The sequence below is a fragment of the Paenibacillus sp. FSL M8-0212 genome (genome assembly GCF_038004645.1).
GTDB lineage: Bacteria > Bacillota > Bacilli > Paenibacillales > Paenibacillaceae > Paenibacillus.
Map to the genome: position 1 here is coordinate 2,901,611 of NZ_JBBORP010000001.1, position 20,082 is coordinate 2,921,692.

17 protein-coding genes are annotated in these 20,082 nt (G+C 46.5%); 9 read left to right on the top strand and 8 right to left on the bottom strand.

From position 1 onward, the window contains the following. Nucleotides 1–626 precede the first annotated feature (626 nt). Nucleotides 627–1,658, bottom strand: coding sequence for a LacI family DNA-binding transcriptional regulator (locus MKX68_RS12915; RefSeq protein ID WP_036667984.1), 1,032 nt, complete (start codon nt 1,656–1,658; stop codon nt 627–629). Between the two features lie 491 nt (nt 1,659–2,149). On the opposite strand from MKX68_RS12915, the gene MKX68_RS12920 reads away from it, so the two are divergent. The 3 genes from MKX68_RS12920 (at nt 2,150) to MKX68_RS12930 (ending at nt 5,343) form a co-directional block, all read left to right on the top strand. After that, on the top strand, nt 2,150–3,493 hold the full coding sequence (locus MKX68_RS12920) for an ABC transporter substrate-binding protein (RefSeq protein WP_340912049.1): 1,344 nt from the start codon (nt 2,150–2,152) through the stop codon (nt 3,491–3,493). A gap of 138 nt (nt 3,494–3,631) precedes the next feature. Further along, nucleotides 3,632–4,525 (top strand): carbohydrate ABC transporter permease, encoded by an 894-nt coding sequence (locus MKX68_RS12925; RefSeq protein WP_076320327.1) that lies wholly within the window; start codon nt 3,632–3,634, stop codon nt 4,523–4,525. After that, nucleotides 4,525–5,343 (top strand): carbohydrate ABC transporter permease, encoded by an 819-nt coding sequence (locus MKX68_RS12930; protein ID WP_340912051.1) that lies wholly within the window; start codon nt 4,525–4,527, stop codon nt 5,341–5,343. The genes MKX68_RS12925 and MKX68_RS12930 overlap by 1 nt, the downstream gene beginning before the upstream one ends. Before the next feature lie 121 nt (nt 5,344–5,464). Here MKX68_RS12930 and MKX68_RS12935 read toward each other — a convergent pair whose 3' ends face one another. The 3 genes from MKX68_RS12935 to MKX68_RS12945 form a co-directional block, all read right to left on the bottom strand. Continuing rightward, complete coding sequence (locus MKX68_RS12935) at nt 5,465–6,424, bottom strand: MraY family glycosyltransferase (RefSeq protein WP_237177487.1); 960 nt, start codon at nt 6,422–6,424, stop codon at nt 5,465–5,467. Between the two features lie 118 nt (nt 6,425–6,542). Further along, on the bottom strand, nt 6,543–7,358 hold the full coding sequence (locus tag MKX68_RS12940; protein WP_340912057.1) for a hypothetical protein: 816 nt from the start codon (nt 7,356–7,358) through the stop codon (nt 6,543–6,545). A gap of 260 nt (nt 7,359–7,618) precedes the next feature. Next, on the bottom strand, nt 7,619–7,957 hold the full coding sequence (locus tag MKX68_RS12945; RefSeq protein ID WP_340912059.1) for an ArsR/SmtB family transcription factor: 339 nt from the start codon (nt 7,955–7,957) through the stop codon (nt 7,619–7,621). A 162-nt stretch (nt 7,958–8,119) separates the two neighbouring features. Here MKX68_RS12945 and MKX68_RS12950 point away from each other — a divergent pair, with 162 nt between their 5' ends. Both MKX68_RS12950 and MKX68_RS12955 read left to right on the top strand, forming a co-directional pair. Then, on the top strand, nt 8,120–8,509 hold the full coding sequence (locus MKX68_RS12950) for a nuclear transport factor 2 family protein (RefSeq protein WP_249912775.1): 390 nt from the start codon (nt 8,120–8,122) through the stop codon (nt 8,507–8,509). A 197-nt stretch (nt 8,510–8,706) separates the two neighbouring features. Continuing rightward, complete coding sequence (locus tag MKX68_RS12955; RefSeq protein WP_340912062.1) at nt 8,707–9,228, top strand: hypothetical protein; 522 nt, start codon at nt 8,707–8,709, stop codon at nt 9,226–9,228. A gap of 457 nt (nt 9,229–9,685) precedes the next feature. Here the strand turns inward: MKX68_RS12955 and gntK are convergent, their stop codons facing one another. From gntK to MKX68_RS12975, 4 genes are all read right to left on the bottom strand, one after another. After that, nucleotides 9,686–11,236 carry a gluconokinase gene (gene gntK / locus MKX68_RS12960; protein ID WP_340912064.1) on the bottom strand — a complete coding sequence of 517 codons (1,551 nt, stop codon included), beginning with the start codon at nt 11,234–11,236 and terminating at the stop codon, nt 9,686–9,688. A gap of 264 nt (nt 11,237–11,500) precedes the next feature. Further along, nucleotides 11,501–12,328: a carbohydrate ABC transporter permease gene (locus MKX68_RS12965; RefSeq protein ID WP_091035913.1), complete on the bottom strand. Its 828-nt coding sequence runs from the start codon at nt 12,326–12,328 to the stop codon at nt 11,501–11,503. Between the two features lie 20 nt (nt 12,329–12,348). Next, entirely contained in the window at nt 12,349–13,215 is an 867-nt protein-coding gene (locus MKX68_RS12970; RefSeq protein WP_036613110.1) for a carbohydrate ABC transporter permease, read from the bottom strand. A gap of 128 nt (nt 13,216–13,343) precedes the next feature. After that, complete coding sequence (locus MKX68_RS12975; RefSeq protein ID WP_445671070.1) at nt 13,344–14,618, bottom strand: ABC transporter substrate-binding protein; 1,275 nt, start codon at nt 14,616–14,618, stop codon at nt 13,344–13,346. Between the two features lie 323 nt (nt 14,619–14,941). Here MKX68_RS12975 and MKX68_RS12980 point away from each other — a divergent pair, with 323 nt between their 5' ends. The 4 genes from MKX68_RS12980 to MKX68_RS12995 all read left to right on the top strand — a co-directional run bounded on the left by MKX68_RS12980 (nt 14,942) and on the right by MKX68_RS12995 (nt 20,047). Beyond that, nucleotides 14,942–15,709: a GTP cyclohydrolase II gene (locus MKX68_RS12980; protein WP_339788129.1), complete on the top strand. Its 768-nt coding sequence runs from the start codon at nt 14,942–14,944 to the stop codon at nt 15,707–15,709. Nucleotides 15,710–15,902: 193 nt separating this feature from the next. Next, nucleotides 15,903–16,472 carry a glycerol-3-phosphate responsive antiterminator gene (locus MKX68_RS12985; RefSeq protein WP_339788132.1) on the top strand — a complete coding sequence of 190 codons (570 nt, stop codon included), beginning with the start codon at nt 15,903–15,905 and terminating at the stop codon, nt 16,470–16,472. A gap of 28 nt (nt 16,473–16,500) precedes the next feature. Further along, a complete protein-coding gene (glpK, locus tag MKX68_RS12990; RefSeq protein ID WP_340912069.1) occupies nt 16,501–17,988 on the top strand; it encodes a glycerol kinase GlpK in 1,488 nt (495 codons plus the stop codon). Between the two features lie 400 nt (nt 17,989–18,388). After that, complete coding sequence (locus MKX68_RS12995) at nt 18,389–20,047, top strand: glycerol-3-phosphate dehydrogenase/oxidase (RefSeq protein WP_340912071.1); 1,659 nt, start codon at nt 18,389–18,391, stop codon at nt 20,045–20,047. Nucleotides 20,048–20,082 lie beyond the last annotated feature (35 nt).

Consider the following 20,082-nt stretch of genomic DNA (forward strand, 5'->3'; position numbering starts at 1 on the left):
ATATAACCATCATCTCAGAGCAGGACTGTACGTTCACTCAGCATCGCAAATGGGGCTGTCTCAAAAGGAATTCCGCCTCGCTCCAAACGCTAACGAACCTGCCGCACCTTAAAAGGCAGAACATCAACGCTTGCAAGATTTAATGAACCTCAGTAACGCTATTACGTCACAAAACGTTGTCAAAACCTAAAAAATCGACCGAATCGACGAAATAACGTCTCTGTAATTCGTTAGATCTCAGATCTGGGCAAATGGAAGCGAATAGCGTGTCTCAGGTTCATTAAAACAAAATAACACAAACAAGGGATGTCCCCTGTCATATTCATGACTTATGGGACATCCCCTTTTTGCTTCTTGGTGTGGACTATATAAATTGAACTAAAGAATATTTACACTTGCCACTCCGATGACAGAATAACCTTCCGATCGCTGTTATCCCCAGATTTTTTATATTCGGCTTTACAAAGGAGAAAATCTGGTGATAAAGGTGAACGCTCCGCTTCTTCAGGTTATTTCTGTCTTCTACGTTCTCGTGTAAATGTTTAGTTCAATTTATATAGTATGAAAAATTCGCTATGCCCAGGATGTGAATTGATCTGTAGCAGCCAGTCCCAAAGACTTAACGCTCAGATTTCCTGTGCCAGCAGCATGGCTGTACCACAGGATTGACGCACAACCAGTTCCGGCTCCACTTTAATGCAACGATTATCCATTTGTTTGTTCATCAGATCGAACAGAATCATGGCAGCAAGGCGCCCAATTTTGTCCGTATCCTGCTTGACGGTTGTTAGCGGTGGATCGGTATAACGGCAGGCTTCGATGTCGTCACAACCTGCTACAGCTATATCTTCTGGAATGCGTAACCCCACTTCCTTAAAGGCGCGAATAGCTCCAAAGGCAAGTAGATCTGTGGCTGCAAACACGGCACGTGGCAGAGTCTTGCAGGCGAGCATTTTCTTGGCCGCTTCGTATCCATCCGCTGCAGCATAATCTTTGCTGTATACAACCCACTCGGGTTTTTCATCAAGACTAAACTGATTTAGTGAACGTTTGAAAGCCATCTCTCTCTGTTGCATCACAAGAGAGGCGCGCTCCAGCCCGATAAAACCAACATCTCGATAACCGTTCATATAAAATTGTTCTACAACTTTGGTTGAGATCTTATCGTTATCGGACATGATGTAACAGGAGCTTTGTCCTGTAAGCTCGATATCTATTCCGATACAAGGAATCGGGCTGGCATCCAGGTCGAATATGCTGCTCTCGACCTCATCCCCCGCAATAATAATACAGCCATCCACTTGAAAATACTTGGATCTCGCCAAGTAGTCCTCACCCTGATCCAGAAACTTCTCATTCGAGAAGAAGAGTAGATCGTATCCAAGCAAGCCAATTTGTTTCTTAAACGCATTGATAACCTGTACGAAGAAAGGGTGGCTGAAATCCACGTTTAGCTTCCCTGCAAACACAACGCCAACGAGGCTGGATTTTTTGGTTGCCAGTGTTTTGGCTGAAGAAGATGGACGATAGCCTGTCTCTTCCATAATTTTAAGCACACGCTGGCGCGTTTCCTCGCTAATATCTGGATAGTTATTGATAATCTTGGACACCGTGGCTACAGACACGCCGGCTAAACTCGCTATCGTTTTGATATTCATAAACATCCCTCGGATTCCTAAACTAGTTTCGTAAATTGGGGCTGTATCGGTTTTTTCGCTTTCTTGCAAGTATTCTATGCTACATAGACCGGAGAGTCAACAGAAGAAAGGGGGGGGACCACACTTGAAATAATATGCATCCATAGGTTTGAAGTGATCAAGGAGGTTTGTAACGAAAATAAGGACGAATTTTAGCTCGTAATCTTAATTGTTTTACAGATTTTGAGTCCAGTTAAAGGAATACCGGGTTATCTGGGGCTCTATATGAAATTATGTCATATGCTGTGTTTCGTAAATTTCGTAATTATCGTAAAGGTTATCTTGATTTCAACGTATACAGCAATAAATAAAGCTTTTATCAAGCGGGTTGGAGCATGGAAAGGAAAAAACAAAATGACTATTTACAAAATAAAGATCTGAAGTCATAATAAGGGTGGAATTAACGAAACTAATTTCGTAGATTTAATTCAAAAATTTGGGGGACAACGAAAATGAAGAAAATGACTTTAACCATTGTACTTGTAACCGCTTTATTATGTGTGCTCGCCGCTTGTAGTAGCAGCTCTTCGGAATCAGAAGGAACTCAGGCTACAGACAGCAGCAAAAAAGTTACCTTGAAGATCATTCACTGGCAGCAAGAGAATATTAACAACTACATTAAAGAGTTTAATACGAAATTTGAAGCGAAATATCCGGACGTAAAGGTGGAATATACAACGGTTCCGGCGGACGCGACTTACGATCAGTTGATGCAAACACGGATGAACGCCGGAAGTAATGGGGACGTGGATATCATTCCACTCAAATCAAGCTTTGTAGGCGCACCACAGGAGTGGTCCAGTGGTGCTGCTGATCCGATGTGGAAGCAATGGATCGATGCCGGGTTAATCAGTGATCTGTCTGATCAATCTTTTATCAAAAACTACAATGAAGCGGATGTACAGAACGCAATGACGTATAACGATAAGGTGTACGGTGTAAACATGGGCAAGGTGGCATTCACAGGACTGTTCTACAATAAGGAACTCTTCGCAAAATATAATCTGGAGATCCCTACAACCTGGGATGAATTGCAACATGTTATCAAAGTGTTCAAAGACAATGGTGTCGAAGCGCTGGGTCTGGCGGGTAAAGATGTATGGCCAATAGGTCTTGCGGTGCAAGGGCTTCAGGCCTCTATTCATGAAGATCAGCTTGCTTATATCAAAGGTCTATGGACTGGTGAAACCAAGCTGACTGATCCGGTTCAACTTGAAGTCTTGCAGAAATCTCAGGATCTGATGAATAATGCAATGCCTGGTTTCATGGGTATTGACTACGGAACATTGCCCAGTTTGTTCGCTACAGGCAAGGTGGCTATGATTGCTGACGGCACTTGGGATGCAACAACAATTCAAACGGCCAACCCTGATCTGAAGTTTGGATATTTCCCAATTCCAGGTAGCAATGATGCAGCCAAGAACAAAAATCTGGCGGGTAAATACGATATGACCTGGATGGTGGTGGATAACTCACCGAACAAGGATTATGCAATGAAATGGCTTGATATGTTATCGGAGAAAGAGAACTACACGGAATTTGTGAATGCAGCCGGCTTCCTACCTACACAGCCTGATGTGGAGATGACAAGTGAGTTTATCCAAGGCATTCAGCCTTACCTGGAGGAATTTAAACTTTCTTGGGATCAGTTGTTCATTAACCGTCAGAATGTAGGACAGTACATTTCGGAGGCCAGCGTTCACGCAGAGATGCTCAAGCCAGCCGGACCGATTGCAACACCGGAAGAGCTTGCAGGTAAATCCCAAGCGGACTGGGATGCTGCTGCTCCAAAGTAATTCATAATCATTCATATTCATGGCACAAGTTGGCCGCATGCGCCGGAATAGCGCTCGGGTCTGAGCCTTCAGGCCAGACAAGGCTGTTATTCCGGTTTTCTTATGTCTTAGTTTTACCCCATGAAAGGTGTGAGGACGATGTATCCGTTTGGGAAAGGTAAGGCAAGACTTATTCCTTATCTGTATTTGAGCATTCCGTTGTTACTTTATGTCGTGTTTGGCTTCGGTCCATCACTTGTGACGATACTGTTTTCGTTTACAGATGCTACTGGTGTTCGGGGCCAGGAATGGAGCTTTATCGGCTTTGAAAACTATAAAACATTTTTTGGTGCATCCAATGCTGGAGACCGAATGGATGCTATTGGGCGATCCTTATACTTTGCGTTTGCTGTTGTGATCATACAAAATGCAGTGGGTTTGTTTATAGCGATTTTGATCAATAAAAAGCTTAGAGGCGATAAATTATATCGCGCGGTATTCTTTTTGCCAGTGGTGCTGGGGGTTACTGTGTCTGGACTCATTTGGCAACTCGTTGCAAATCCGCTGGGCGGCCCGGCCCAGTCCTTTCTGAATTTCTTTGGTACCAGTTCCAACTTTTTTGGCGATTATAATATCGCCTTTGAGCTGATTATTTTTGTTCAAATCTGGATGTACATGGGTTACTCCATGACAATTTTTCTTGCAGGTCTGCAGTCCATTCCGAGCGATCTGTATGAGGCGGGTTACATGGATGGTGCTTCGGGGTGGAAAGCGTTTACGAACATTACATTCCCCATGATTGCTCCTGCATTCACGGTTAACATGCTCTTGTCTATCATAGGGGCATTGCAAACCTTTGATATTATCTATGTACTTACAGGCGGCAAGTTCAATACAACGACGCTTGCGTTTGATGTTTATGCTACAGCATTTGGCACAGGAACCGCTGATTACGGTTTGGCTTCTGCTGTTGCGATGATTCAGTTCCTCTTTGTATTTACCATATCGATGGTCGCTTTATTTTATCTTCGCAGAAGAGAGGTGGAAGCGTAATGAAACAGAGCCAAACGTCCAGAATGGTCAGCTACGTTATCGTTCTGCTCATGCTTGCGTTGTACGTTTTCCCTCTATTCTATCTGTTCAATGTATCCATGAAGACACAGACAGAGTATCTGCTCGATCCTGTAGCTCTTACTGAAGGGATCCGGCTTGAGAACTTTTCCGAAGCATGGAACAAAGGGAACTTCTCTCAGTATATGTGGAACAGTGTGCTCTATACAGGGATGTCCACCCTGCTGACGTTGATTTTATCTATATTTGCTGCATTCCCGCTCGCACGCAGATATGTTAAATTCAGCACACTCATTTATATTTTCTTTCTGATTTCCATGTACCTTCCCAACCCGCTCATTCCGCAGTTTTCCCTGATCAATAATCTGGGTCTTTACAACACCCAAATCGGGTACATCTTATTGAAGACGACAGGTACGGGCATTGCCTTTCTCATGTTTGTGGGTTATATCAAATCAATATCGCTTGAACTGGATGAGGCCTCTGCCATGGACGGGTGCGGGTATACAAGGTATCTGTTCACCATCCTTGTTCCGTTAATGAAACCAATCCTGGCAACAGGTATTATTCTTACCGCGATTGGTGTATGGAACGATATTATCGGGCCGACCATTTATTTATCTGATCCGAATTATCAGCCGGTAACCAAAGGGCTCTTTACATTTTATGGACAGTACATGAACAACTGGCCGCTGCTCGCGTGTGGCATTCTGATTGTTACCTTGCCACTGGTTGTCCTGTATGTTGCTTTGCAACGTTTCATTGTTGGAGGTGCTATGGCAGGGGCTGTTAAATCGTAAGTTAGAATCACTCCGCTTTAACTGAAAAGAAAAAAAGGCAAGCGATCCAAAAAAACATCATAAGAAAGCCACCCTCAACGCAATGAAGGTGGCTTCTATTATTTTCATCGTTATTTTGGTTTTATAACTCCACTAACATCAGAATAATGGAGGATAGACACAGACATGTGCTGACTAGATACAGCACACCCACCACCTGATTTTGATTTAATCCGGCACGCAGCAACCGATAATGAGCTTGACTTGCATCGGCCTGATAGATCGCTTTACCTTGAATGAAACGTTTGATCACGACAAAGATGTTGTCGAAGATCGGTACACCGAGCGCCAAAATCGGGATGAAGATGGACAACATGGTTGCTTGTTTAAATGCACCATCCAGAGCGATAACCGCCAAAATGAAGCCAAGGAACGTAGCACCTGCATCACCCATGAACACTTTGGCAGGAGCTTTGTTGTACTTCAGATAACCGATGGTTACACCGACCAGAATGATCGACATGAGTGCGGAATCCGTTTGACCTTTGGCAAGCGCCACGATGAACAGGGTAATCGCCGAGATAGCTGATAATCCGCCAGCCAGTCCGTCCATGCCGTCCGAGAAGTTGATGACGGTTGTCACTCCGAAGATCCACAGGATCGTGAGAATGAATTGCAGCCAGATCGGAAGCATGACATATTCCGCATTAAAGGGATTCACGAATCCGGTGAACGCAATGCCAGAAGCAAATACGAGTACTGCTGCAGAGACTTGTACGAGCATTTTGGGCAGGGCAGGAAAATCTTTGCCTTTTGTTTTGTACCAGTCGTCGACGGTACCAATCGTTAGCAGAAGCATACCACCAGCGACCAGAGCCGCTGTTTCCCATGTGATTTCTTTGGTCAGAGCAATGTATGTCAGGAAAAATCCAGTAAATATCGCGTAACTCGCCGTGAGCGGGATAGGTTGCCTGTGCAGCTTACGCTCCACATCTTCCCGGGGCTTGTCCACAAAATCGAGCCGGTGAGCCAGTCTACCAAGCGGCGGAATAAGCAGAACCACGACAGCAAAAGACACTATAAAAGCCAGTATGTATACCATAAACTCGCTTGTTTCACTCCCATCTACCAATTTCCCCTTATTATACGAGTTAAACAGGAAATCTGTCGATGTCATTATTGTAACCAGACACACGTCAAGGTGAGCAGAATATCAGGTTTTATTGCATGTGAGGAAGATAGGAGCCGAAATAATGATTTGCGACTTCCGCATTATATCCATCATCTCCTTGCCAGGTTGCTGCAAAGACAAAATCGCTGGAACCACCTTTGCGTTTTCTCGGGTTATCCCCAGGAACCAGTATGCCGGCTGCCGCCCAGATTTCCAGCAGGGCATCCCGCTCCTGTTTGCTAGAAGGGAAGAGATCCTTCCACTTCTTCTCCAGTGAACGAGCACTGTCTTTGGGGTCCTCAGTCTGAGCTGCTTCAAGCAGGTTTACCAGGATGGCTTGGTCTTCAGGGGTTACTTCATAGTTTGCATCGTTGTCCTGAAGCAGTAATTCCAGATCCATCAGGCAATAGATAAGCCAGCCATGACGCACGCCGCCCCACTTGATCCGTTCAAAATTAAGGACGTTTAAGTCGACGTTGGAATATTCCTTGTCTGACTGCAAACGCAGGAAGTTACAATCCCCACAGGCACTGGTGTTAGGGTGAAGGGCAGGGCGTTCCGCATAGGTATGCAAAGGCATCTTCGATGTTAAAGCCCAGCTGGATAATGCGCTGCGCAGGTAGACTTTTTTGGTGGACAGACTATGTAAAAAGGCCGACATGACCCGCTCCTTGAGCGAGTCATCCTGATGCATGTCGTATAGGCGCTGGACTATCTCGTCATGCGTGATCGTTAGTGGATCGAACATAACACCTTTGCTTTTGGCATATTCAAATTCCTCCCCGGAGAAGGGTAGAGAGGTTGTTTTCCAGCCCCCACCTCCCCAGAAGGTGCTCAGCAGTATCTTTGCCGCCTTTTTGTCCATACGGTTAGCCTCCTTTATGGAATTGCGATTATGATGATGTGGTAGTTCTTCTATCTATAAGATTGAACTAAAGAGTAATTAGTCCTGCCACTTCGATGACAGAACAACCTTCCGATCGCTGTTATCCCCGGAATTTTCGATTCACTTTTAAAAGGTGAAATTCTGGTGATCGCGTATGATTACGATGCAGCTTTCTTTCAGAAAGCTTTTAGCTCTGCTTCTTCAGGTTATTTCTGTCCTCTACGTTCTTGTCTAGAGGGTTAGTTCAATTTATCTGGGGCCTGTGTTACGTATTCCTCGGTTGTATTCAGAATCATGTCGACGAGGCCTGGAAAACGTGTGTTCAGTTCTTCCTTTCGTAGGGAATAAAAGTGCTGTTTACCTTCAATGCGTGGCTGAATCACGCCAGCTTCACGTAAAATTTTGATGTGATGGGACAACGTGGATTTGGAAATATGGTCTACTTCGAAGGCTGAACAGTTTTTCTCGCCAGAGCTGGCCAGACAGTGTGCAATTTTCATGCGGATCGGATCACCCAATGCATTGCAGACCGTGGTCAACTTCAGTTCCGAAGCCATAGGTATTGTTGGAGTTCTCATATCTATGACGTTAGCATAATCGGCTTTCTCTTTCAATGTTTGAAAAAAATCGAACTATACCTTGCGGGGAGTATAAGAAGTATGATACATTTCTTTTCAATAGTTCGAAAATATTCGAACTGAAAGATTGAAAAACGGCTTTTTATTCTAGGAGGAATATAAATGAGTACCACAAATACAACTACGATGTTGAACAACTATTTCCGTTTATTTGATGCTTCACGCACAGACGAGCGCGCCATGCAGGATTTATTGTCCCTGTTTACACCTGACGCAGAGATTGTGCTTAACGGCACTAGTCGAACAGGATTCGACGGTTTCATGAAAGCTTTCTACGAATACAATAAGGATGTAAAACATATGTGGGATGCGTGGGTGCAACAGCCTGACGGCAGCTACCAAACGAACTGGGCAGTATGCGGACAAGCGGCGGACGGAACGGTATATGCCAAAGCAGGCATTGATATCGCGCGTGTAAATGATGCGGGGCAGATTGTGTATCTGGAGAATGTACAAGCCGACCAGAATGCGTTCAGCAAGTATAATCAATAATTAAAATCTAGGATTTTATTTCTATAGTGGTTAGAAATCTGAGTCAATAAAAGATAGGAAAACTTAACTCCACCGTTTTTTCAAGCTGTGGGGTTTTGTTATACCCAACATGCTCAATCATTCTTTTTAGGGTAGGATTAGAATACAGGGATGAATGTTATAATTCTTATTTGTTGGAATAAAGAGGAGTGAACTACATGAACGAAGTTGGGAACCGAAACGTCATGGAACCTTTAGAGGTCATACCCATGGTTGGTATTGGACCATTTAAGTTGGGAATGAGTAAATCAGAGGTAGAAGAGATCATTGAGTGCATCACCCCGGAGATTAGTCAGCTCTATAACCAATTGGAGTATGATTCGGAACATAAACTCTATTTTTTTGAAGTAAGTAATCCACACGATTATCCACCTGATGAGTCTGATGTTGTCCTTACATATGATAATATTGATGTTTTTCGAACAAAGGCTGATGATCTCGTTAAGCTAATAGATAGTAAGACACCATATACTCGAGACATCGATGCGGAGTTGGGATTTTCTTTTATTTTCAAAGACATCCAATTGGCTTTGTGGAGACCTAGCGTGATGACCGAAGAAATGTTGAATTCAGTTGAGTTTCTGACCGAGTTTTCACCAGAGAATCAGGAACTGGAAAAGAGATTTTTCTATTTTAGGACGGTTGCTGTGGCGGCCCCTGGATACTTTAATAGAACATAAAGGGAAGCTCCAAGTATGCTGAGAGATAAATTTGATCCAATCTAAATAGAGTTTATATAGTCTGTGCATGAAAAAAAAGCCCACTCCCATATGGACATAACCATGGCGGGGTGGGCCTCTTTAACTTACGGCATCTCGTATTAATTCTAACGAACCTGTGACGCGCTATTGGAGGATATTTGGAGAAAATAATTTTTTAACGAACCACAGACACGTTAATTGGCTACATATTAGGTTCTAGAGCAGTTTTGTGCGCATGTACGCCGATATAAGGTGTCTCAGGTTCGTTAGATTTTGAAAACATGTTAAAAGCTTTAAATAAGACGTCTACGATTCGTTAGCCTATTCCTCGCTCAACGTTTGGCCGTTCAACGTGTAACAACTTCCTGGGTTTTTGACCCTCTATTCCTCACAGCGTCCTATCCCCGGTCATCCTGCCTGCAATCCCCTGCCGCAATTATCCTTGCATCGTCTTATTCTGAAAAGCTGCGATATCCGCATACTCTTCTTCGAATTTGCGGGAGATGCGGATGAAGATGGGCAGCAGTTCACGGTAGACACGGACACTGTCCGGGTCTGGTTGGTGCCGGTGCGTTGATCCGATCATGCCGGAGATGGCACTCAGGGAATCGATGCGGCCCAGAGCATACAAGCCCAGAACGGCTGCGCCGAGACAGGAGCTTTCAATACTTTCGGGGATGATGACATCCTGATCGAAGATATCAGCCATCATCTGGCGCCACAACTCCGAGCGGGCGAAGCCGCCTGTCGCCTGAATTTTTTTCGGACGACCGATCTTTTCTTCAATCGCGAGCATGACCGTGTAGAGGTTAAACAATACACCTTCGAGCGCAGCGCGAATCATATGTTCTTTCTTATGGTGTAGCGTCAGGCCGAAGAACGAGCCGCGGGCGTTCGGATTCCAGAGCGGAGCCCGCTCACCTGTCATGTACGGATGGAACAAGAGACCTTCCGAACCCGGAGGTACATTTTCCGCAACACGAGTGAGCACTTCATATGGATCAATTCCAAGTCTTTTCGCCGTCTCGACCTCGGAAGCCGCAAACTCGTCCCGAATCCAGCGGAAAATAACACCGCCATTGTTCACCGGTCCGCCAATGACCCAGGCATCCTCCGTGAGCGCATAACAGAAGAAACGCCCTTTTGGATCGGTCACCGGTTTATCTACGACTGTACGAATCGCGCCACTGGTACCAATGGTCACGGCCACGACACCTGGATCAATGGCGTTAACGCCCAGATTGGAGAGCACGCCATCACTTGCCCCGATGACAAACGGTGTGGTGACCGCAATGCCCATCTCCTTGGCATACTCCGGGTGCAATCCATGTTTCAGCACATGTGTGGTTGGGACCAATCGGGAGAGGTGTTCCGGCGTAATGCCCGCCACATGTAGCGCCTCTGCATCCCAGTCGAGTTTCTCCAGATTCATGAGTCCGGTGGCGGAGGCCATGGAGTGATCAATGACGTATTCAGAAAATAATTTATAGAAGACATATTCTTTCATGGATATGAATTTGTGCGTCTGTTGGAACAGTTCCGGTTGATCCCGGGTGAGCCACATGATCTTGGTGAGAGGGGACATCGGATGAATCGGCGTACCTGTTCTCAGATAGATTTCGTGACCATTCATCTCCGATTTGAGTACTTCCGTCCACTCGGCACTGCGATTATCTGCCCAAGTCATGGCCCGCATCAGCGGTGTGCCGTGTTGATCGACAGGCAGAATGCTGTGCATGGCCGAACTGAAGGATACAAACAGGATCTCCTCTGGCTTCACTCCCGCTTTGGAAGTGGCCTGTTTAACCGATGTAATGACTGCTTTAAAAATATCTTCCGCATCCTGCTCCGCAATCGCAGGTGTGGGGGTGTGCAGCGGATAATCGGCACTGCCTTGAGCCACAATGGTTCCGTTCTGTTCGAACAAGACGGCCTTGGTGGAGGTTGTGCCGATATCTACGCCGATCATATAGGGTGAAGAAGCCATTTTGTCATCCCTCTTTCTTGAATATATAAGTGAATGAATGCTGTTACACGTTAACACTTCGGGTACAGAAAGCCTTCCGATCGCGTAAATGCGAAGCATATGCTTTCGAAGTAGCTTTCCTCTGGAAAGCTTTTAATTCCATTTCTTCAGGCCCTTTCTGTCCCCTCCGCGCACGTGGCGCTATTCATCTAACTTATATGGCATCTGTTATTTCATATATAGATAAGAATATCAGACTTGAGGGATGGATCAAAATGCAGAACCCTAGTCCTTCACAGCTCCTGCGGCAATATCCGAGATAAACTGGCGGCTGATGAACAGGAACATAACGATGAGCGGAATGACGGCAAGCAACGTACCTGCGATGACCATCGCATAGTCTGTGTTATACAGCCCGTTTAATTGAGACAATGCAATCTGCAACGTGTATTTGCGTTCATCCGTCAGGACGATCAACGGCCACAGATAATCATTCCATACGCCGATAAAGGTGAACGCGCCAAGGAAAGCAAAGGCAGGTCGCAGAATTGGCAGCGCCACGTTCCAATAGAGTCGGAAGAAATTACAGCCGTCGATGCGGCCCGCATCCAGCAGATCGTTGGGAATGGACTCTGTTGCATACTGGCGAATCCAGAAGATGCCGAAGGCGTTCACCATGCCCGGAATAATGAGAGCTTTGAAGGAACCGACCCAGCCGAACGTAGCCATGAGCACGAAGGAAGGCACCAGCGACAGCTGAGAAGGTACCATCATGGTCGCGAGCAGCAGGATGAAGAGCCACTTTTTACCGGGAAATTCAAACTTCGCAAACGCAAACCCCGCCAGTGAGTCAAAAAACAGTACAAGTATGGTCACGAGGCCCGACACAAACAACGTGTTCAGAAAGGCGCCCCAGAAATCAATCTGCTGCAATACGCGCGTAATATTATTCCATAGTTCACCCCCGAACCAGAGCTGCGGTGGAAACTTGTAGATATCGGACGTTGTCCGGGTAGACATTACAATCAGCCAATAGAACGGGAACATGGATATGAGCATGCCCCCGATAAGACCGGTATACAACACCAGCGATTTGAGGTGTTTGGACGCCATAAGCGCTCCCCCTTGTCACATCAGGATGATTTGCCTTGAACAAGCTTCCAGTTCACAATCGAGAACAGGGCGATAATGAGGAACATGCCCCAACCAACGGCAGCGCCATATCCGAAGTAATTGTTAATGAAGGATTCACGGTAGAGGTAGAGTACAATCGTCATGCCTGCTGCACCAGCGCCGCCATCATTACCTACCAATACTTGAGGCTCGGTGAACAGCTGCATACCCCCGATCGTTGATGTAATGACCGTAAACAGGATCACTGGACGCAGCATCGGAATTGTAATTCGGAAAAAGGACTGTATCGCTGATGCGCCGTCAATCTTGGCTGCTTCGTATAATGTCTGCGGAATACTCTGTAGTCCGGCCAGATAGATGACGGCATTATATCCGGTCCAGCGCCAGACCACCATGGAGGAGATTGCGACTTTAATGCCCCATGGTGCATTAAGCCACTCCACAACCGGTAGCCCGACCGACTGCAACAGATAATTGAGAAAGCCATAATTGTTGGCAAATAAAGCACCGAAGATAATGGCTACCGCCACGATGGATGTGACGTTTGGCAGGAAATAACCGACCCGAAACAGAGTACGGAACTTCACAAATGGTGCATGCAGCAAAAAGGCAATAATCAGGGCGAAGAAGAGCATCGGAATCGTCGAATAGATCCAGATCATGAACGTGTTACCCACAGCTTGCCAGAACTCGGCATCGGTCAGCATGTATTTAAAATTGTTGAGTCCGTTAAACGTCATGACACCGATGCCATCCCATTTATGAAATGCCAGATAGAGTGAGAACCCGATTGGGAACAGGCCAAATACCGCAAACAGAATATAAAACGGCGATATCGCAACATAAAGTGCACGATGTTCCCACATTCTCGCCCATAGTGACTTCTGCCGATCCAGATCAGGTCTTGCATGTCCGGGATCGGGAGTAAGACGAGGTTCAGTTACAGCCATATGAATTCCTCCTTTGCGGATAACGAAACCACACGTTCTTCAGGTTAACGCTGCAATTCCCGCTCGACGCGGTGTACCGTATCCGCCCAGACCTGCTGTGGATCGGCATTTTGCTTCGCGACATCATTCAGCCGCCGGGTGATAATGTTGTGAACGGATGGGTATCTTTCGCCAAAGAAAGCATCCGGCACATCCTGTGCCGATTCGGCAAATAAAGGCCCTGTCGCCTGTCCACCGAAGAAAGGTTCTTTTTCTTTCATGGCAGGATCATCAAATACACCTGGTGCAGAAGGGAAAAGGTTCAATGTCTGATATTGCTCCAGTTGATTTTCGGGACTTTGCAGCCAGCGAACCAGTTCAAAGGCTTCTTGAGGATGTTCACTCGACTTCAGGATGGACAGGAATGATCCTCCGTTGTTGCCATCTCCCCCCGGTGCCCGAGCGACCCGCCACTTCCCGGATGTATCCGGAGCGGCTTCCTGAAGAACTTGTTTCATCCAGACAGCACCTACAAAAGAAGCGATTTCGCCATTATTCATCGCGGCGTTCCAGCCTGGAGTCCAGCCATCTGCATTGGCTAGCAGTCCCTTCTCTTTGAAAGCAACGGCTGTATCCCAGCTCTTGCGCACAGTAGCGGAATCCATGCCGATAAAGGACCCGTCCGGCCGGAAATAACGCTCCGCAGACTGCGAAATGACTTGATTGTAAACGGTTGCAATATTGTCGGTTAGAAAAACCTTGCCTCCGAATTTTTCCTTGAGCTGTTCTCCGGCAGCAGCATATGCATCCCAACTGTTGATCTGGCGTGTAACGTCTTCGGGATCAGATGGCAATCCGGCTTCCTTGAACAGATCTTCTCGGTAGAAGAGGGCTGTTGGGCCCGTATCCATCGGGAAACCAATCATATGTCCGCTTGGCGTAACGCCTTGCTTCCATTTCCACGGCAGATATTGGTCTTCAATATCTCCTGCACCAAGATCATACAGATTATAGAAACGGTCCTCACTGGGGAATAGCTCCATGATCCAGTCGTTCAATGCCACAATGTCTGGTTCACCTGAGCGTGCAGCGAGTGTTGTTTTGAGTTTTGCTTTGAAATCACCGCCGATTTTCTGAGCTGTGAGTTCGATATTGGGGAACTTTTCCTTAGCCCTGGCAATCAACTTATCATCGATGGAACGATTCCAGTACCATAATGTAAGCGCTACCTTTTTGTTGTTCGCTGAATCGTCCTGTCCGGGCCAGATGGAGCATCCGCTTATGAGCAGGACGCAGACCATCAGTATGGCTGTCCAGCATGTTCTTTTCCGGCGGATCATGTGTATTACCCCCTCATCGTTAAGTTCGAGGCATGAAGTGCTTTGGACTACAACATTAGTGTATGAGCAGTTTATAAACTCATACCCAATATTCCTAAAATGAAACACATATTTGTGTCGATTGCGTAACATAAATTGGGTAGTTACTTTAAAAATAAAAGTTACTTGACACATTATAATTTTTATTCTAAACTAACTTACATAAAGTAACTAATGATGATGAGAATAATATAGATACGTACTATATAACGTCCAAGTGATCCATTTTCGCTTTGGATGCGAATCAATCAACATACAAGTTGGCCTAAACAGGAGGAACGACAATGATCAATTCACATATTATTCAACTGCTTGCCCCCAAAATTCAGACTTTTCCGAGTGGAAAAGAGTTCATATACCTGGTGGGACCAATCAAGCTTCCGGTTAACCTCGATGGGGAGACCAAGACATTCCAGTGGTACAGCTGGATGAAATCGGACAAAGCGATGGAGAGCGGTGAGTTAATCGAATCTCTTGCTGCTGCTGAACTGGCAGAGCGTCAACAATCCAGTGTTCTGGTGTATGGTGACTTTGCTGAAGCACAAGAAGCGCTGATCCGGATGCACAGCATCTGTCATACAGGCGACATCTTTGGTAGCAAACGCTGTGATTGCGGCTTCCAATTGGAGCAATCCATGAAGATGATTGCCGCTCACGGAGCGGGCGCACTGTTCTATCTTGCGAACCATGAGGGACGTGGCATCGGTCTGTTCAGCAAAGCCATGGCGTACATTTTGCAAGAAGAAGGTCTGGATACGGTAGATGCGAACTTGCAGCTCGGATTCACGGACGATGCTCGTAATTATGACGATGCTATTGCTGTGTTACGTGCGCTTCGTTCTGCTCCGGTTACATTGATCACCAACAATCCACGGAAGCTGGCTGCCTTGCAGGAAGCGGGATTGAATGTGGGCGGACGTGTTCCACTATGGGGAGATCGCTCTGCTTTTAACGAAAAGTACCTGCAAACGAAAGTGAACCGTTCTGGTCACTTGGCAGAAAGTGATGGATGGGCTGGGGCAGATACGCTGCTTCCGCATGCGCAGGCTTAATCATTATTAATAGACGTATTCGATTAGCTGACTAGTCGTTGTTGTACTCTCCGTTATGGAGAAGTGCAGCAGCGGCTTTTTTTGTATGGATGATAGGTTAGCGATCAGGTTTTCCTGATTCACGGAATGGCTTGCCGTTCTCGCAGTACGGAATATACAATATAGTCATCTGATGAATGCGGGAGGAACGAAGGTGCCATTTGAGGGACAACGTATGTTGCCAGCTGCAAAGAGCATGAAGCAGTTTGAAGCGATGATTGAAGGCCCTTATACCTATGGGGTGATGCTGGAAACCCATATTGCACAGCTTATGAGTGTAATGGACGAGGCGCGGCGGTATGACAAAAAAATACTTTTGCATGCAGATTTGGTTCAGGGTTTAAAAAACGATGAGTATGCGGCAGAGTATCTGTGTCAGCACATTCGCCCGGCAGGACTGATCTCTACGCGAGCGAGCGTCATTCAGAAAGCAAAGCAGAAAGGCATTACAGCGATTCAACGTATTTTTCTGCTGGATACCCATGCACTGGAGAAGAGTTATCTCTTGCTGGCCAAAACTCAACCTGATTATATTGAAGTACTACCTGGCGTCATTCCGCATATTATTGCGGAAGTATCTGTGCGTACGGGGATACCCATTATTGCGGGGGGATTGATCCGTTCACCGGAAGAGGTTGAACTTGCGCTTGGCGTCGGGGCTACGGCAGTGACCACATCCAACGCAGATCTGATCCGACACTTCGAGAAATCGCTTACACCGTAAAAAGAACCCACAACAGGAGGTTGTCTGTATGGAAAAATATATATTGGCTCTGGATCAGGGAACAACAAGCTCTCGAGCTATTCTGTTTAACCGTGGCGGAGAGATTGTACACATTGCACAGCAGGAATTCCCTCAATATTTCCCCAAGCCGGGCTGGGTAGAGCAGAATGCCAACGAAATCTGGAGTTCCATTCTTGCCGTGATGGCTTCATGTCTGGCCGAGAGCGGGATCAAGCCTGTCCAGATTGCCGGGATTGGAATTACAAATCAGCGGGAAACCGTTGTGGTATGGGACAAAGAAACAGGCAGACCCATCTATAATGCAGTGGTATGGCAGTCCAGACAGACCGCAGACATCTGTGAAGATTTGAAGACACAGGGACTCGGGGACCTTTTTCGCCGCAAAACAGGATTATTGATCGATCCCTACTTCTCGGGAACAAAGATTAAGTGGATTCTGGATCATGTCCCTGGTGCCCGGGAGCGGGCAGAGAAGGGGGAAGTGCTGTTTGGCACGATTGATAGCTGGCTAATCTGGAAACTGAGCGGGGGTACACATGTCACGGATATATCCAATGCCTCACGTACCCTGATCTATAACATCTATGATCTGCAATGGGATGACGAATTGTTGGATATCCTCGACATTCCTAAGGCGATGCTGCCAGAGGTGCGAGGTTCATCCGAGGTGTATGCACACACGACAGATTATCATTTCTTCGGTCATCGGATTCCGATTGCGGGAGCGGCAGGAGATCAACAGGCAGCGATGTTTGGTCAGGGCTGTTACACCAAGGGCAGTATGAAAAATACATATGGTACCGGTTGTTTTATGCTTATGAATACGGGCGAGAACCCGGTACAATCCAATCATGGACTGATTACAACGATTGCCTGGGGGATGAATTGCAAGGTTGAATATGCGCTCGAAGGCAGCATTTTTGTTGCAGGGTCTGCGGTTCAGTGGCTGCGTGACGGATTAAGAATGCTTCGCTCATCAAAAGATAGCGAGGATTACGCCTCACGTGTGCCTTCAACAGACGGTGTTTATATGGTACCTGCATTTGTGGGACTGGGCAGTCCGTATTGGGATAGTGAGGTTAAGGGTGCAGTGTTTGGTCTGACCCGAGGCACGACGAAGGAACACTTTATCCGTGCTACACTTGAGGCGTTGGCGTATCAGACCAAAGATGTACTGGAGGCAATGGAATCCGACTCGGGTATTCCCGTGCATGCTCTGCGTGTGGATGGCGGGGCGGCGGCCAATGATTTCCTCATGCAATTCCAGAGTGATATTCTGGGCATTCCTGTCGAACGTCCAACGGTGAATGAAACAACAGCATTGGGTGCGGCTTATCTGGCAGGATTGGCGGTTGGATATTGGACGAGTGCGGATGAACTGACGGATCATGAAAATACGGAGCGTGTCTTCCAGCCTGTTATGGCTGAGCAACAACGAACAGAACTGTATGCAGGCTGGAAGCGTGCAGTGAACGCAGCAATGGCTTTTAAATAAAAGGAATGAAATGAATATTTCTTGGTGTGGGTATTTGTACTTTTTAGCTAAACATATGTTATAAATGATATTTACTGGTGGAAAATGATGCATGATTTACAGGGTTATTCTTCCTGAAGAAGGCGGAATATATACCCACTATAAGGAAAAATACAAGGTTAGTGGATTCATTTGAAATTCCATCCTTTGGCAGAACAACTTTTTGAATTTTTTTTGAATAATGTGTCATTTCAGGACTTCACGCCGTCAAAAATCTGTGATAGGATAAAGGCACAAGTTAAAAAATGATGTCTGGAGATCGGGAGGGACCACGTGCCGCTCAGCAATTGCTGAGCGAATGACGTGGTCCTTTTTTTGTTTTTTTACGGAAACATAAAGGAAATTAATGGGAGGTTCAAGAATGACAGAAACGTTCTCGTCAGCACACCGGACCGAATATTTGCAAAACATGGCGAATGTACATTTTGACGTATTAGTTATTGGTGGTGGGATTACAGGCGCAGGGATTGCATTGGATGCGGCTTCCCGTGGATTGAAGACAGCGCTTGTAGAAATGCAGGATTTTGCAGCAGGTACATCCAGTCGATCGACCAAACTTGTCCATGGCGGATTGCGATATTTGAAGCAATATGAAGTGAAGATGGTTGCTGAGGTAGGACGGGAGCGGGCTGTCGTTTATGAGAATGGGCCACATGTGACAACACCGGAACCGATGTTGTTACCGATCTATACGGCAGGCACGTTCGGCCGCTTTAGCACATCCATTGGACTGATGGTGTATGATCGGCTCGCCGGGGTGAAGCGCAGTGAACGACGCCAAATGTTGAATGCTGGAGCGGTGTCAGATAGTGAACCTTTATTACGCAAACAGGGGTTGTTGGGTGGTGGACTCTATGTGGAGTACCGGACTGACGATGCCAGGCTCACCATAGAAGTTATGAAAGAAGCCGTCAAACGTGGGGCACAGGCAGTGAACTACGTTAAGGCGAAAGGTTTCCTGAAGGAGAATGGCAAGATTACAGGTATTGAAGCTATGGATCAGATCGATGGGCAGACCTATACGCTAAAAGTAAGCAAGGTGATCAACGCTTCCGGTCCATGGGTGGACGGTCTGCGGGAATTGGATGGTTCGCGCCAGGGGAAAACGCTACAGATGACCAAAGGCATCCATTTGGTCTTTGATGGTAAACGATTCCCGCTAAGACAGGCGGTTTATTTTGATACACCAGATGGTCGAATGGTGTTTGCTGTCCCGCGTGATGGCAAAACCTATGTGGGAACAACCGACACTGTATATCAGGATGATCCTGCACACCCGCAAATTTCCGACTCGGATCGCGATTATGTGATTGATGCAGTTAATGGCATGTTTCCAGATGTACACATTGGCACCGAGGATGTAGAGTCCGGATGGGCGGGTGTGCGTCCACTTATTCATGAGGAAGGCAAGAATCCTTCCGAAATTTCACGTAAAGATGAAGTCTGGGTATCCGAATCCAATCTGATTACGATTGCCGGGGGCAAGTTAACCGGATACCGTAAAATGGCCGAGATGGTCGTTGATCTGGTCGCACGCCAGATGGAGCAGGAGAGCGGGCATTCCATAGGCCCTTGTGTAACGAAGAAGATGCCCATCTCCGGGGGTGATGTAGGGGGATCGGCTGGATTTGTATCGTATGCGGAACGCAAGATCAAGGATGGTGTTGCCTTGGGACTTGCTCGACCTGCTGCGGAGCGACTGGTCCGCACGTATGGTTCCAATGTGGAGGCACTATATGAGCGAATGCCCGATCCACGCACCAAGTCCGAGCTTCATGGCATGCCACAGGAGCTACTGTTGATGTTAAGTTACGCGATTGATGAAGAGATGGCTGTAACTCCGTCTGATTTTTTGGTACGAAGAACAGGTGATTTATTCTTCCGTATTGATGAAGTTCGTCGCTATAAAGCAGCGGTTATCTCGTATATGGCAGGTCGTTTGAACTGGTCTGAAGAGGAAGAGGTTAAACATACACAGGAACTGGATCAGTTGTTGCTGGAAGCATCCGGCAAAATCTAAGGCAGGATTTCAAGATCGAGAGTCGAATGGAACAT

Excerpts from the sequence above, each read along its gene's own strand:
- MKX68_RS12915 (WP_036667984.1), bottom strand. The coding sequence starts at position 1,658 with ATGAATATCAAAACGATAGCGAGTTTAGCCGGCGTGTCTGTAGCCACG.
- MKX68_RS12920 (WP_340912049.1), top strand. The coding sequence starts at position 2,150 with ATGAAGAAAATGACTTTAACCATTGTACTTGTAACCGCTTTATTATGT.
- MKX68_RS12925 (WP_076320327.1), top strand. The coding sequence starts at position 3,632 with ATGTATCCGTTTGGGAAAGGTAAGGCAAGACTTATTCCTTATCTGTAT.
- MKX68_RS12930 (WP_340912051.1), top strand. The coding sequence starts at position 4,525 with ATGAAACAGAGCCAAACGTCCAGAATGGTCAGCTACGTTATCGTTCTG.
- MKX68_RS12935 (WP_237177487.1), bottom strand. The coding sequence starts at position 6,424 with ATGGTATACATACTGGCTTTTATAGTGTCTTTTGCTGTCGTGGTTCTG.
- MKX68_RS12940 (WP_340912057.1), bottom strand. The coding sequence starts at position 7,358 with ATGGACAAAAAGGCGGCAAAGATACTGCTGAGCACCTTCTGGGGAGGT.
- MKX68_RS12945 (WP_340912059.1), bottom strand. The coding sequence starts at position 7,957 with ATGAGAACTCCAACAATACCTATGGCTTCGGAACTGAAGTTGACCACG.
- MKX68_RS12950 (WP_249912775.1), top strand. The coding sequence starts at position 8,120 with ATGAGTACCACAAATACAACTACGATGTTGAACAACTATTTCCGTTTA.
- MKX68_RS12955 (WP_340912062.1), top strand. The coding sequence starts at position 8,707 with ATGAACGAAGTTGGGAACCGAAACGTCATGGAACCTTTAGAGGTCATA.
- gntK (WP_340912064.1), bottom strand. The coding sequence starts at position 11,236 with ATGGCTTCTTCACCCTATATGATCGGCGTAGATATCGGCACAACCTCC.
- MKX68_RS12965 (WP_091035913.1), bottom strand. The coding sequence starts at position 12,328 with ATGGCGTCCAAACACCTCAAATCGCTGGTGTTGTATACCGGTCTTATC.
- MKX68_RS12970 (WP_036613110.1), bottom strand. The coding sequence starts at position 13,215 with ATGTGGGAACATCGTGCACTTTATGTTGCGATATCGCCGTTTTATATT.
- MKX68_RS12975 (WP_445671070.1), bottom strand. The coding sequence starts at position 14,618 with ATGATCCGCCGGAAAAGAACATGCTGGACAGCCATACTGATGGTCTGC.
- MKX68_RS12980 (WP_339788129.1), top strand. The coding sequence starts at position 14,942 with ATGATCAATTCACATATTATTCAACTGCTTGCCCCCAAAATTCAGACT.
- glpK (WP_340912069.1), top strand. The coding sequence starts at position 16,501 with ATGGAAAAATATATATTGGCTCTGGATCAGGGAACAACAAGCTCTCGA.
- MKX68_RS12995 (WP_340912071.1), top strand. The coding sequence starts at position 18,389 with ATGACAGAAACGTTCTCGTCAGCACACCGGACCGAATATTTGCAAAAC.